This is a genomic window from Mesorhizobium sp. M2E.F.Ca.ET.209.01.1.1 (genome assembly GCF_004010375.2).
Classification (GTDB): Bacteria; Pseudomonadota; Alphaproteobacteria; order Rhizobiales; family Rhizobiaceae; genus Mesorhizobium.
Window position 1 is genome coordinate 54,116 of sequence record NZ_SADP02000021.1, and the last position, 14,050, is coordinate 68,165.

Consider the following 14,050-nt stretch of genomic DNA (forward strand, 5'->3'; position numbering starts at 1 on the left):
AGTCTAGCCACGCTCACAGCGAGAGAGCAAACGAATTGGGAGGATTTCAATGCGCACTACACTGACCTGCGCCGCGCTTTTGCTTGCCCTGGGTTCAGGCCCGGCCCTGGCGCAGTCCGGCGAGATCACCATCTGGAGCTGGAACATCGCCGCTTCGTCGCTGAAGTCGACGGTCGAGGGTTTCAACAAGAAATATCCCGACATCAAGGTCACGGTTCAGGACCTCGGCAACCAGCCGACCTATGACAAGTCGATCGCCGGCTGCGCCGCCGGCGGCGTCGGCCTGCCCGACATCGTCACGATCGAGAACGGCGAGGCAGAAAATTACTGGAGCCAGTTCCCGGACTGCTTCGTCGACCTGCACACGCTGGGCTACACCGCCGAGGACCAGAAGAAATTCCCCGATTTCAAGCGCACCGAGCTCGAGGTCGGCGACAAGGCCTACGCCATGCCCTGGGATTCCGGCCCGGTTGCCGTCTTCTATCGCCGCGACTTCTACGAGAAGGCCGGCGTCGACCCCGCGACGATCAAGACCTGGGACGATTTCATCGCCGCCGGCAAGAAGATCCAGGCCGCCAATCCCGGCGTGTCGATGACCAATGCCGATTTCAACGGCGACACCGAATTTTTCCGCATGATCTCCAACGAGCAGGGCTGCGCCTATTTCGCCGAGGACGGCCAGTCGATCACCGTGGCCGAGCCGAAATGCGTCGACGCCATGACCAAGGTCAAGGAGATGAAGGACGCCGGCATCGTGTCGTCGGCAGACTGGTCGACCAAGATCACCAACAACACCGCCGGCACCGTCGCCACCCAGGTCTATGGCGGCTGGTATGAAGGCACGATCCGCACCGAATCGCCGAAGGAAAGCGGCAAATGGGGCGTCTATCTGATGCCGAGCCTGACCGCCGACGGCCCGCGCGCCGCCAATCTCGGCGGCTCGTCGCTGGCCATCACCTCGGCCTCGAAGAACAAGGAAGCGGCCTACGCCTATCTGAAATACACGCTGGAGACCAATGAGGGTCAGATCACCATGCTGAAGGATTTCGGCCTGGTGCCCTCGCTGGTCTCCGCTCTCGACGATCCTTACGTCGCGCAAGGTCAGGAATATTGGGGCGGCCAGCCGGTGTGGAAGGATATCCTCTCCACGCTGCCCAAGGTGGTGCCGAGCCGCGGCACCCAGTTCCAGAGCGACGCCGAGATCATCGTGCGCGCCGTCCAGACCAAATATCTGGCCAATGGCTATCCCGACGCCAAGGCGGCGCTCGACGACGCCGCCAGCCAGATCGCCGCCGCGACCGGTCTGCCGGTGAAGTAAGCGCCGCCTTGCCTTCCCCCCTTGTGGGGGAAGGTGGATCGGCGCTTTAGCGCCGAGACGGATGAGGGGTGTTCCAGCGGAGTGAGACGTTGGCGTTCCCTGGAACACCCCTCATCCGGCCGCTTCGCGGCCACCTTCTGCCACAAGGGGAGAAGGGAAAGACAAAGAAAGGAGGAGGAAGCCGATGCGCACCCAGAACGCTACCGCGTACCGCTTCCTCACGCCTTACCTCTTGATCTTCGCCGTCTTCTGGATCTGGCCGATCATCTCGTCCTTCATCATCTCCTTCCAGGCGACGCGCACGGTGCCGTGGCGCTTCGCGCCGGCCTTCAACTGGGGCCGCCTGATCGGCGATCCCGCCTTCTACAATGCGCTGAAGAACACGCTGCTGATCCTGGTCATCCAGGTGCCGGTGATGATTGCGCTGGCGATCGTCATGGCGGTGCTTTTGAATTCGCCGCTCTTGAAGGCGCGAGGTCTCTACCGCTTTGCTTTCTTCGCCCCGGTCGTGGTCGGCGAGGTCGCCTATTCGGCCGTGTTCCGGCTGATGTTCAGCCTCGATTTCGGCATCGTCAACAAGCTGCTCAACAGCGTCGGCATCCCCAAGATCGACTGGTTCTCCAACGTCACGCCGGCCATGGCGCTGATCATGATCGCGGTGACCTGGCGCTGGGCCGGCTACAACGCCATCATCATCCTGGCCGGCCTGCAATCCATCCCGGAGGACGTCTATGAGGCGGCGACGCTCGACCGCGTCAGCAAGCTGAAGCAGTTCTTCCACATCACCCTACCTCTGTTGAAGCCGGTCATTGTCTTTTGCGCCGTGCTGTCGATCATCGGCACCATGCAGCTCTTCACCGAGCCGTTCCTGATCACCGAGCGCGGCGGCCCGGGCGGCGGCACCGAGACGCTCGGCCTGCTGCTCTATCGCCAGGGTTTTCGATCGCTCAATTTCGGCTACGCCTCGGCCGTCGCCTACACCATGGCGGGCCTCGCCATCGCCATCACGCTCGTACAGCTCTGGCTGATGAGGGAGCCGAAATGACGACCTCGCGCTCTCAGGCAAGGCTCGGCCGCAGCATCCTGCTGCATCTTTTCCTGACGCCGCTGGCGCTGATCTGGCTGTTCCCGCTGTGGATGATGGTGGTGTTCTCCACCATGCCCGACAACGGCATCTTCAGTCCCGGCATCGAGCTTCTGCCGCATGACGGCTTCATCGACAATTTCAACAATCTGCAGCGCGACACCAATTTCGTCGGCGCCATCGGCATCTCGGTCTCGGTTGCCGTGACCTACACGATCCTTTCGGTGCTGCTCACCTCGATGGCCGGCTGGGCGCTGGCGCGCTACGAGTTCCACGGCAAGGGCGCGGTGGTGGCGATCATCTTCGGCACCATCACGCTTCCCTACGCGGTGGTGCTGATCCCGCAATTCATCATGGTGGCGCGCGACTTCGCCTTGGCCAACACCTGGATCGCGCTGATCGTGCCGCCGCTGTTCAATTCGCTCGGCGTGCTCTTCATGCGCCAGGCCTTCTCGATGATGCCGGCCGAACTGTTCGATGCTGCGCGCGTCGAAGGCGTCAAGGAATGGCGCATCTTCCTGTTCGTGGCGCTGCCGCTGGCGCGCCCGATGCTGGCGGCGCTGGCGATCATTCTCTTCCTCGCCTCGTGGAACAATTATCTCTGGCCGCTGCTGATCAACAGCCAGCCCGGCGCCATGACCGCGCCGGTGGCGCTCGGCACGCTGATCGGCCTGACCAAGGTCTCCTGGGGCGGCATCATGGCCGGCGCGGTGATGCTGACCGTGCCCATGCTCATCGTCTTCGTGCTGTTGCAGCGTCATTTCATCGCCGGCATCGCCGCCGGCGCGGTTAAATAGGTCAGGAGCGCAATGGCGGCCGTCACCCTCACCAATGTCATAAAACGCTTCGGCGTCTTCGAAGTCGTCCATGGCGCCAACATCGATATCGCCGATGGCGAGTTCGTCGTCTTCGTCGGCCCGTCCGGCTGCGGCAAGTCCACGCTGCTCAGGATGATCGCCGGGCTGGAGGACATCAGCGGCGGCGACATCGCCATCGGCGGCAAGGTGGTGAACGATGTCGAGGCGGCCGACCGCGGCATCGCCATGGTGTTCCAGTCCTACGCGCTCTATCCGCATATGACGGTCGAACAGAACCTGTCCTTCGGGCTCCGCATGAACGGCAACCCGAAGGCCGACACCGAACGCCGCGTGAAACGCGCCGCCGAGATCCTGCGCATCGACGAATTCATGCAGCGGCGGCCGAAGCAATTGTCCGGCGGCCAGCGCCAGCGCGTCGCCATAGGCCGCGCCATCGTGCGCGAGCCGCAGGTTTTTCTCTTCGACGAGCCGCTGTCCAACCTCGACGCCGAGCTCAGGGTGCAGATGCGGGTCGAGATCTCGCGCCTGCACAAGGAGCTCGGCGTCACCATGATCTATGTGACGCACGACCAGACCGAGGCGATGACCCTGGCCGACAGGATCGTGGTGCTTAAAGCCGGCAATGTCGAGCAGATCGGCGCGCCGCTCGACCTCTATGACGATCCGGCCAACCGTTTCGTAGCCGGCTTCATCGGCTCGCCGAAAATGAACTTTCTCGGCGCCAAGATCGTCGAGACATCAAACAGCGCCGCGATCATCGAGCTCGTCAACCATGGCGGCGCCAGGCTGCGCAAGCCGCTCCACGAAGCTTTTCCCGCCATCGGCGCCGAGGTCGTGCTCGGCGTCAGGCCGGAACATTTCTTCGAGGTCGGCGAAGGCGATTGCGACATTCCGGTCAAGGCCGACGTCGCCGAGCATCTGGGTTCCGTGAGCTATGTCTACGCCAATGCCGGACCCGAGGAGCTGATCGTCGAGCGCGAAGCCTCGCGCCAGCGCGCCAGCGGCGATCATTTCACGGTCTCTATCAAGGCGGAACGCTCGCTGCTTTTCGACAAGGCGGGCGCAAGGATCCGCTGACTTTCATTTCCGCCCGATCCCCCAAGGCGTGGCGGCGACCCATGGAGAATTCGACATGACATCTGGAAAAATCCGCTGGGGCATTCTCGGGCCCGGCAGCATCGCCAAATCCTTTGCCGGCGGCGTAGCCGGGTCGCGCACCGGCACGCTTGAGGCGCTCGGCGCCCGCAACCCCGCCAAGCCGGGGCTTGCCGGGACCTTTCCAGGCGCGCGCATCCTCGACGGCTATGAGGCGCTGCTCGCCGACAGCCAGGTCGACGCCGTCTACATTTCGATCCCCCATCCCGGCCATGCCGAATGGGCGATCAAGGCCGCCGAGGCCGGCAAGCACGTCCTGTGCGAAAAGCCGCTGGCGCTGACCGCCTTCGAGGCCGACGCCATGATGCATGCCGCCCGCAAGGCCGGCACTTTCCTCGGCGAAGCCTTCATGTATCGGCTGCATCCGCAGACACTGCAGCTTGTCGAGCTGATCAAATCGGGCGCCATCGGCGAAGTGCGCATAATCAAGTCGAGCTTCGGCTTTGCCATGCCGGGCTTCATGCCCGAGCACCGGCTCTATGCCAACGAGCTCGCCGGCGGCGGCATCCTCGATGTTGGAGGTTATCCTGTCTCGATGGCGCGGCTGATCGCGGGAGCGGCGACCGGCCAGCCTTTCGCCGAGCCTGACAAGGTGGCGGGTGCCGCGCATCTCGGCCAATCCGGCGTCGACGAATGGGCCTCGGCCTTGCTGCATTTCCCCAGCGGCATCGTCGCCGAAATCTCGTGCAGCATCTCGCTCGACCAGGACAATGTGCTGCGCATTTTTGGCACCAAGGGCCGGATCGAGGTGCCCGATTTCTGGTTCGCCGGCGGCAACCGCGATGTCGGGCCGGGCCGGATCGAGGTGATCCGGTCCGGGGCGACTCGCGAGGTGATCAGCCTCAACGAGACCCGCCACCTCTATTCCTTCGAGGTCGATGCCGCCGGCGAGGCGATTCTCGCAGGCAGGCAGGAATTCGCCTGGCCGGGCATGTCCTGGGCCGACAGCCTCGGCACGTTGCGCGTTCTCGATAGATGGCGCGCCGCGGTCGGGCTGGAATATGAGATCGAGAAGCCGGCTAAGCGCCTCAACACAATCTCCGGCCGGCCGCTGCGCACCAACGGCACGGCCATCGCCAAGCGCGCCATTCCCGGCTTGCCGAAACCGGTTTCGCTTCTGGCGCTCGGCTTCGAGGATTTCCGCAGCTTCTCCTCGGGATCGATCCTGCTCGACGCCTTTTTCGAGGCCGGCGGCAATCTGTTCGACACCGGCTATGTCTATGGCGGCGGCTATACCGAGACGCTGCTTGGCCAGTGGCTGAAGAGTCGCGGCGTGCGCGAAAAGTCGGTCGTCATCGCCAAGGGCGCGCATTCGCCGCTCTGCTACCCCGACGTCATCGGCAAGCAGCTGGCGCAGTCGCTCGACCGGCTGCAGACCGACCATGTCGACATCTATTTCATGCATCGCGACAATCCGAACGTGCCGGTCGGCGAATTCGTCGACGCCATGGACGCGGAGGCCAGAGCCGGCCGCATTCGCGGCCTGTTCGGCGGCTCCAACTGGACGATGGAGCGCATGGACGAAGCGATTGCCTACGCCGAGAAGAACGGCAGGCAGAAGCCCGGCGCGCTCTCCAACAATTTCTCGCTGGCCGAGATGCTGGAACCGATCTGGGCCGGCTGCATCACCTCCTCCACCGACGCCTGGAAAGCCTGGCTGACCAAACGGCAGATGCCGAACTTCGCCTGGTCGAGCCAAGGCCGCGGCTTCTTCACCGACCGCGCCGGCCGCGACAAGCAGGGCAATGAGGAGCTGGTGCGGGTCTGGTATTCGGAAAAGAATTTCGGCCGCCGCGACCGGGCGATCGAGCTGGCCCGAAAACTCGGCAAGAGCCCGATCCATGTCGCGCTGGCCTATGTGCTGGCGCAGCCCTTCCCATCCGTGCCGCTCATCGGCCCGCGCACCCTGGACGAGCTGGAGGACAGCCTCAAGGCGCTGGACATCAAGCTGACGCCGGAGGATGTGGCGTGGCTGGACGAGGGGCTGGAGAGAAGGAGGGCTTAGGACCGACGCTGGAGATTGGCGAAACCCGCCGCGACGGCCAATCTCCCCCCTTGCGGGGGAGATGCCTGGCAAGGCAGAGGGGGGTGCTGTCCCGCCGACCTGTCCAACCAGCTACCCGCTGCGGCAGCGTGACGACATGGCCAAGGTAGCGTTCCTTCACACCCCCCTCTGGCCTGCCGGCCATCTCCCCCGCAAGGGAGGAGATTAGCAGCTTCGCCGCCCCGCCAGCATCTCCGGCGTGACTACCGATCCACCCTTGTCGACAAGATAATCGACGACGAGGTCCGCTCCACGCCATCCATCGCCCCGATCCGGTCGAGCAGCGCGTCGAGATCGCGGATCGACGGCGCGTCGACGATGACGATCATGTCGAAATTGCCGCTGACCGAATGCACCGTGCGCACCGGCGGCATCGCCTCCAGGCTCCGCACCACCTTGTCGGCGAGCTTCGGCGTGACGGTGAGCAGCACATGCGCCTTGACCAGCCCCTGCTCGTAGTCGGGCGACAGCCTGACCCCATAGCCGGCGATGATGCCGCGCTGCTCCAGCCGCTCGATGCGGCTCTGCACCGTGGTGCGCGAGACGCCGAGCTGGCGTGCCAGCTCCGCGGTCGAGGCCCGCGCGTTGGCGCGCAGCAAAGTGAGCAGGGCCTGTTCGGCTTCAGTGATCATTTCGACGAAACCTTTCGGCAGATCGCTTAAACTTGAGCGTCATATTGCCAGATTCTACGCTTCCTTTCGACAGGCAAGCTGCGATTATTTCCGCCAAATCGAATTGGCCCAAAATCAGGATTGCAGGGGAATTGATCATGAAGAACATCGTTGTCGTCGGCGCCGGCAAGATCGGCTCGACCATTGCGGAAATGCTGAGCGCCACGGGCGACTACCGCGTCACGCTCGTCGACCGTTTGGCTGCGCAGCTTGCCGCCGCCGAATTGCCGGCCGGCGTCGAAACGCAGGAGCTCGACATCGCCGCCGCCGGCGAACTGGAAAAGATCCTTCCCGGCAAGTTCGCCGTGCTGAGCGCCGCGCCCTTCCACCTCACCACGCGCATCGCCGAGGCTGCCGCCGCCACCGGCGTGCATTATCTCGACCTGACCGAGGACGTCGTCTCCACCCGCCGGGTCAAGGAACTGGCGCGCGGGGCCAAAACCGCCTTCATCCCGCAATGCGGCCTGGCGCCGGGCTTCATCTCGATCGTCGCCAACGACCTCGCCAGCCGCTTCGACACGCTGGAAAGCGTGCGCATGCGCGTCGGCGCGCTGCCGCAATATCCGTCCAACGCGCTGAACTACAACCTTACCTGGAGCACGGACGGGGTCATCAACGAATATTGCGAGCCATGCGAGGCGATCGTCGAGGGCGAGCTGATCGAAGTGCCGCCGCTGGAGGAGCGCGAGGAGTTTTCGCTGGACGGCGTCACTTACGAGGCCTTCAACACCTCCGGCGGCCTCGGCACGCTGGCCGAGACGCTGAAGGGCAAGGTGCGCACGCTGAACTACCGCACCATCCGCTATCCCGGCCATGCCGCGATCATGAAGGCGCTGCTCAACGACCTCGGACTGCGCCACCGCCGCGACGTGCTGAAGGATATTTTCGAGAGCGCCCTGCCGGCGACGCTGCAGGATGTGGTCATCGTCTTCGTCACCGTCTCGGGCCGCCGCAATGGCCGCCTGCTGCAGGAGACCTACGCCAACAAGATCTATTCGCACCGCGTCGGCTCGATCGTGCGCAGCGCCATCCAGATCACCACCGCCTCCGGCATCTGCGCCGTGCTCGACATGCTGGCCGACGGCTCGCTGCCGGCGAAAGGTTTCGTGCGCCAGGAAGACATCGCCCTCGACGCCTTCCTCGCCAACCGCTTCGGCCGCGCCTACGCCCAGCACGAGATGGTAAGCCGGCTGGCGGGGTGAGCTGGCGACAGAGGGGGCGCCACGCGTGAAGCGCCAACCTCCTCGCGAGGGGCGCCTTTCCTCTCCCCCGTCGATCGGGGGAGAGGAAAAGGGAGCTCAAACATGCAGCGCGTGGCCCAGCGCCTTGAGCGCCGCTTCCTGAAAACCTTCGCCTTGCGTCGGATGCGCGTGGATGGTGCCCGCGATATCCTCCAGCCGCGCGCCCATCTCCAGCGCCAGGCCGAAGGCCGCCGACAGTTCCGACACGCCCTGCCCGACCGCCTGGATGCCCAGCACCAGGTGATTGTCCGCGCGAGCCACGACCCGCACGAACCCATCCTCGCCTTGCCTGGTCATCGCGCGGCCGTTGGCGGCAAAGGGAAACTGGCCGACCTTGATCTCGCCGGCGAGCGCGTTCGCCTCCTCTGGTGACAGGCCGGCGGTGACCAGCTCCGGATCGGTGAAGCAGATCGCCGGGATGGCGCGCTTGTCCCAGCTTCTCTTATGGCCGGCGACGATCTCGGCCACCATCTCGCCCTGCGCCATGGCGCGATGCGCCAGCATCGGCTCGCCAGTGACGTCGCCGATGGCATAAATGCCGCGCATCGAGGTTCGGCACTGATCGTCGATGCGGATGAATTTGCCGGCACGGTCGAGGTCGATCTGCTCCAGTCCCCAGCCCTCGGTCAGCGGCTTGCGGCCGACCGTGACCAAAATCCTGTCGGCGGCGATCTTGGCGTTCTTGCCGTCTGATGTCTCCACCAGCAACGCATCGCTCTTGGTCGATAGCCCCTTGGCTTTCGCGCCAGTCATCACTTCGACGCCGAGCTCGCCAAGCCGCTTCAGAACTGGCCGCGTCAGCTCGGCGTCATATTGCGCGAGCACACGCGGCAACGCTTCGACCACGGTGACCTTCGACCCCATCTTGGCGAAGGCCATGCCGAGCTCCAGCCCGATATAGCCGCCGCCGACGACCGCGAGCTTCTTCGGCACGTCACCGAGCGCCAGCGCCTCGGTCGACGAGATGACCGGACCGCCGAAAGGCAGGAACGGCAGCTCGACCGGCGCCGAGCCGGTGGCTATCACCACCGTTTCGGCGCGGATCACTTGCGTCCCGATTTCGGTTTCGACCTCGACCGTCTTGCCGTCCCGGAACGTCGCCCAGCCCTGCACGGTCTTCACCTTGGCCTTCTTCAGCAGTCCGGCCACGCCACTATTAAGCCGGCTAACGATGCCGTCCTTCCAGGCGACGGTCTTTGCGAGTTCCAGGGTCGGCGCGGCGACCTTGATGCCGAGCGGGTCCTTGCCGGAGGCCATATGCGCGATCTTCTCGAACTCTTCCGCGGCATGGATCAGCGCCTTGGACGGGATGCAGCCGACATTGAGGCAGGTGCCGCCCGGCTTCGCAACTTCGACGATCACTGTATCGACGCCGAGCTGCCCGGCACGGATGGCGCAGACATAGCCACCGGGACCGGCGCCGATGACGAGCAGCTTGCAGGAGATCTCTTTCATGTTGTGACCCTTCGAACCAAAGGAACGCCGCGCCGCGATCCTTCGCGCCCCCCTCTGTCCTGCCGGACATCTCCCCCACGAGGGGGGAGATTGGCAGCTTCGGCGCTTCGCTCATCCCCACAACGCGGGAGATTGGCGAAGGCCGGCGTGACGTCCGATCTCCCCCCTTGTGGGGGAGATGCCTGGCAAGGCAGAGGGGGGCGCTGTCCCGCCGACATCTCTATCGTCCCGCCCCCTCAATCCACAAAGATCAGCGCCGGCGTCTCCAGAAGCGCCTTGATGCGCTGCACGAAGACCGCGGCGTCCCAGCCGTCGATGACGCGATGGTCGAAGCTGGACGACAGGTTCATCATCTTGCGTGGAATGAACTGGGTGCCGTCCCAGACCGGCCGCACCATGATCTTGTTGACGCCGACGATCGCCACTTCCGGATAGTTGATGACCGGCGTGGTCGCCACGCCGCCCATGGCGCCGAGCGAGGTGATGGTGATGGTCGAGCCGGACAGCTCCTCGCGGCTGGCCGTGCCGGCCTTGGCCGCATCGGCCAGCCGGTTGACTTCCGCCGCACTATCCCAGAGATCGCGCGCCTCGGCATGTTTGACCACCGGCACCACCAGCCCGTTCGGCGTCTGCGCGGCGATGCCGATATGGATGCCTTCATGCTGGTGGATGATGCCGGCCTCGTCGTCGAACAAGGCGTTGAGGTTGGGCTGCTCGACGATCGCCTTGACCATCGCCCGCATCAGGAAAGGCAGCAGGGTCAGCTTCGGGCGATCGCCGCGCTTCTCCTTGTTCAGCGTCGCGCGCAATTCCTCCAAGGCCGTGACGTCGATCTCCTCGACATAGGTGATGTGCGGAATGCGCGATTTCGCCAGCGACATCTTTTCGGCGATCTTGCGCCGGAGCCCGACGACCTTGATGTCCTCGACACCGTCCTTACGCGCAAGTCCGGTCGCGCGGGCCAGCTGCGGCCCGCGCGCGATGAACGCGTCGATGTCCTCATGGCTGATGCGTCCGGCCGGACCGCTGCCCGACACCTGGCGCAGGTCGATGCCGGCTTCCTTCGCGCGCAGCCGCACGGCCGGCGAGGCCAGTGGCTTTTCGCCTTCCGCGCGCGGCGCGCCGGAAATGGAGGCAGGGCGAGTGGCCTTCGGCGCGGCGGCCGGCGAAACCTTGGCCGGCGGATCGGCTGGCTTTGGTGCGGGCTTGGGAGCGCTCGGCTGAGCTTCCGCTTTCGGCTCGGCTGATTTGGTGGGAACCTCCACCTTCGGCGCATCGCCGCCACCGGTTTCCGCCTTCACATTGCCTTCGCCGGCCACCTTCAGCCGCACGATCGGCGAGCCGATCGCCACCGTGTCGCCGATCTCGGCGCCCAGCCAAAGGATCTCGCCGTCGACCGGCGAGGGGATTTCGACGGTTGCCTTGTCGGTCATGACGGCGGCGAGAACCGTGTCCTCGCGCACGAGGTCGCCGACCTTGACGTGCCACTCGACAAGCTCGGCCTCGGCGACGCCTTCGCCAACATCGGGAAGCTTGATGACGTGTTCGCCCATCTCAGGCCTCCCCTAAGCTTCCAATGTTTCGACGAGCGCGCGACCGACCCGCGCCGGGCCGGGGAAGTAATCCCATTCCTGCGCATGCGGATAGGGCGTGTCCCAGCCGGCGACCCGCGCCACCGGCGCTTCCAGATGGTAGAAGCAGTTCTCCTGCACCAGGGAGACCAGCTCGGCGCCGAAGCCGGAGGTCAGCGTTGCTTCATGCACGACGACGCAGCGTCCGGTCTTCTTCACCGAGGCGACGATCGTGTCGAGGTCGAGCGGAAGCAGCGTCCTCAGATCGATGACCTCGGCGTCGATACCGGTCTCCTCGGCCGCGGCCTGCGCGACATAGACCATCGTGCCATAGGCGAGCACGGTGACGGCCGAACCCTGGCGGCGGATCGCCGCCTTGCCGAGGGGGATCGTGTAATGACCGTCAGGGACCTCGCCGAGCTCATGCTTCGACCAGGGTGTCACCGGCTTGTCGTGATAGCCGTCGAACGGCCCGTTATAAAGCCGCTTCGGCTCGAGGAAGATCACCGGATCCGGATCCTCGATCGCCGCGATCAGCAACCCCTTGGCGTCGTGCGGATTGGAGGGCACGATCACCTTCAGGCCGGAGACATGGGTGAACAGTGCTTCCGGGCTCTGGCTGTGCGTCTGGCCGCCGAAAATGCCGCCGCCGGTCGGCATGCGCACCACGATCGGGCAGGTGAAGTCCCCGTTCGAACGGTACCGCAGCCGCGCCGCCTCCGAGACGATCTGGTCGTAGGCCGGATAAACATAGTCGGCAAACTGCACCTCGACACAAGGGCGCAGCCCGTAGGCGGCCATGCCGATGGCCGAACCGACGATGCCGGATTCGCTGATCGGCGCGTCGAAGCAGCGGCTCTTGCCGTATTTGGCCTGCAGGCCTTGCGTCGCGCGGAAGACGCCGCCGAAGAAGCCGACATCCTCGCCATAGACGATGACGCGTTCGTCGCGCCCCATCGACACGTCCATGGCGTCACGGATCGCCTCGATCATGGTACGCCTGGGCATGGTCAGACCCCCGCCTGCTGGCGCTGGCGCCTGAGATGCGGCGGCATCTCGGCATAGACGCCCTCGAACATGTCGCGGGTCGACGGCTTGCCGCCGGCATGCAGCGTGCCGTGGCCCTCGGCCTCCTTCTGCGCCGCGATCACCGTTTCGAGGATCTCGGCCTCCGCCTGGGTGTGGCGATCCTCGGACCAGACTTTCTTGTGGATCAGGTGGTTCTTCAGCCGGATGACCGGATCGCCGAGCGGCCAGGCGTCGGACTCGGCCTTCGGCCGGTAGGCCGATGGATCGTCCGAGGTCGAATGCGCGCCGGCGCGGTAGGTGACATATTCGACCAGCGTTGGCCCGAGATTGGCGCGCGCCCGCTCCGCCGCCCATTTCGCCACGGCATGCACCGCGAGATAGTCGTTGCCGTCGACGCGCAGCGAAGGAATGCCGAAGCCGAGCCCCCGCGCGGCGAACGTGCCGGAGCCGCCGCGCGCGATGCCCTGGAAGGTCGAGATCGCCCACTGGTTGTTGACCACGTTGAGCACGACAGGAGCCTTGTAGGTCGAGGCGAAGACCAGCGCCGCGTGAAAATCGGACTCCGCCGTCGAGCCGTCGCCGATCCAGGCGGCGGCGATGCGCGAATCGTTGGAGATCGCCGAGGCCATCGCCCAGCCGACCGCCTGGATATATTGCGTCGCCAGATTGCCCGAGATCGAGAAGAAACCGTGCTCCTTCGAGGAATACATGACCGGCAGTTGTCGGCCCTTCAGCGGATCGGCCTCGTTGGAATAGATCTGGTTCATCATCGTGACCATCGGATAGCCGTCGGCGATGAGAAGCCCTGCTTGCCGGTAGGTCGGGAAATTCATGTCGCCCGGCTGAAGCGCCTTGCGGAACGCGCAGCTCACTGCCTCTTCGCCGAGATGCTGCATGTAGAAGGAGGTCTTGCCCTGGCGCTGCGCCATCTGCATGCGCGCATCGAAGGTCCTGAGCGTCATCATATGGCGCAGGCCTTCGAGCAGTTCCTGGTCGCTGAGCAGCCCCGCCCACGGCCCGACCGCTTCGCCGGCGCGGTTGAGCACGCGGATGATGGAGAAGGCCATGTCACGGATGGTGCGCGGATCGACGTCGATCTCCGGACGCGGCACCGAGCCGGCCTTCGGGATGGTCACATTCGAGAAGTCGGGCGTGCCGCCGGGCCGCACCTCGGGCTCCGGCACATGAAAGCGCAACATTCCAGCATCGGCCATGAACTCACATCCTCCAATGTTGCCGGTGCGATCTTTGCACATCCGCGCCGCCAGACCAGTGCCAATTCGCCGGGTCTGGGCACGGCCTTCCCCCCGTCGCCGGCCTCGGCAAGCCGATGCGGCGCGCAGGCTCAAGATGCAGATATGGCGACGAAATTTCTTGTCGATGTTTTTGGTTCGCGCGCAATTTGGTGAATGCCGGCAGGGCTTTAGGCGCAAGAGGCGGTAAGGGCCGGGCTGGTTCGCTTCAGAACAGACCTTCAACGCTGGCACTGCCCCTCACCTGCCTGCCGGCACCCTCTCCCCGTATAGTGACGGGGAGAGGGACGCTGTCGCCGGCGATTTCGCCAATCGCCGGCGTTGGAAGAAGAGCGGCGGGGCTGCGGCCAGCCCCTTCTTCCCGTCACTATACGGGGAGAAGTGCCCGGCAGGGCGATGAGGGGCAGCACC

The 14,050-nt window shown here is 65.0% G+C and carries 11 protein-coding genes; 6 read left to right on the forward strand and 5 right to left on the reverse strand.

Annotation, left to right across the window (positions count from 1 at the left end; translation table 11 throughout):
* Positions 1–49: 49 nt before the first annotated feature.
* The 5 genes from EN852_RS28605 to EN852_RS28625 all read left to right on the forward strand — a co-directional run bounded on the left by EN852_RS28605 (position 50) and on the right by EN852_RS28625 (position 6,380).
* Positions 50–1,318, forward strand: a complete 1,269-nt coding sequence (locus tag EN852_RS28605) for an ABC transporter substrate-binding protein (RefSeq protein WP_127879164.1) — start codon at positions 50–52, stop codon at positions 1,316–1,318.
* A gap of 184 nt (positions 1,319–1,502) precedes the next feature.
* Positions 1,503–2,363, forward strand: coding sequence for a sugar ABC transporter permease (locus EN852_RS28610; RefSeq protein WP_127879166.1), 861 nt, complete (start codon positions 1,503–1,505; stop codon positions 2,361–2,363).
* Positions 2,360–3,199 (forward strand): carbohydrate ABC transporter permease, encoded by an 840-nt coding sequence (locus EN852_RS28615; protein WP_127879168.1) that lies wholly within the window; start codon positions 2,360–2,362, stop codon positions 3,197–3,199. Before EN852_RS28610 ends, EN852_RS28615 begins: the two co-directional genes overlap by 4 nt.
* A 12-nt stretch (positions 3,200–3,211) precedes the next feature.
* Positions 3,212–4,297: a sn-glycerol-3-phosphate ABC transporter ATP-binding protein UgpC gene (ugpC, locus tag EN852_RS28620; protein WP_127879170.1), complete on the forward strand. Its 1,086-nt coding sequence runs from the start codon at positions 3,212–3,214 to the stop codon at positions 4,295–4,297.
* Between the two features lie 55 nt (positions 4,298–4,352).
* Positions 4,353–6,380: an aldo/keto reductase gene (locus EN852_RS28625; protein WP_127879172.1), complete on the forward strand. Its 2,028-nt coding sequence runs from the start codon at positions 4,353–4,355 to the stop codon at positions 6,378–6,380.
* A 242-nt stretch (positions 6,381–6,622) separates the two neighbouring features.
* Here the strand turns inward: EN852_RS28625 and EN852_RS28630 are convergent, their stop codons facing one another.
* A complete protein-coding gene (locus tag EN852_RS28630; RefSeq protein WP_127879174.1) occupies positions 6,623–7,051 on the reverse strand; it encodes an Lrp/AsnC family transcriptional regulator in 429 nt (142 codons plus the stop codon).
* A 137-nt stretch (positions 7,052–7,188) separates the two neighbouring features.
* Between EN852_RS28630 and EN852_RS28635 the strand changes: the two genes are divergently transcribed.
* Complete coding sequence (locus EN852_RS28635; RefSeq protein WP_127879176.1) at positions 7,189–8,292, forward strand: saccharopine dehydrogenase family protein; 1,104 nt, start codon at positions 7,189–7,191, stop codon at positions 8,290–8,292.
* Between the two features lie 96 nt (positions 8,293–8,388).
* Here the strand turns inward: EN852_RS28635 and lpdA are convergent, their stop codons facing one another.
* The 4 genes from lpdA to EN852_RS28660 form a co-directional block, all read right to left on the reverse strand.
* Complete coding sequence (gene lpdA / locus EN852_RS28640; RefSeq protein WP_127879178.1) at positions 8,389–9,786, reverse strand: dihydrolipoyl dehydrogenase; 1,398 nt, start codon at positions 9,784–9,786, stop codon at positions 8,389–8,391.
* Positions 9,787–10,022: 236 nt separating this feature from the next.
* Complete coding sequence (locus tag EN852_RS28650; protein WP_127879180.1) at positions 10,023–11,339, reverse strand: dihydrolipoamide acetyltransferase family protein; 1,317 nt, start codon at positions 11,337–11,339, stop codon at positions 10,023–10,025.
* A gap of 12 nt (positions 11,340–11,351) precedes the next feature.
* A complete protein-coding gene (locus EN852_RS28655; protein ID WP_127879181.1) occupies positions 11,352–12,365 on the reverse strand; it encodes an alpha-ketoacid dehydrogenase subunit beta in 1,014 nt (337 codons plus the stop codon).
* A gap of 2 nt (positions 12,366–12,367) precedes the next feature.
* Entirely contained in the window at positions 12,368–13,600 is a 1,233-nt protein-coding gene (locus tag EN852_RS28660; protein ID WP_127879183.1) for a 3-methyl-2-oxobutanoate dehydrogenase (2-methylpropanoyl-transferring) subunit alpha, read from the reverse strand.
* Positions 13,601–14,050: the final 450 nt, after the last annotated feature.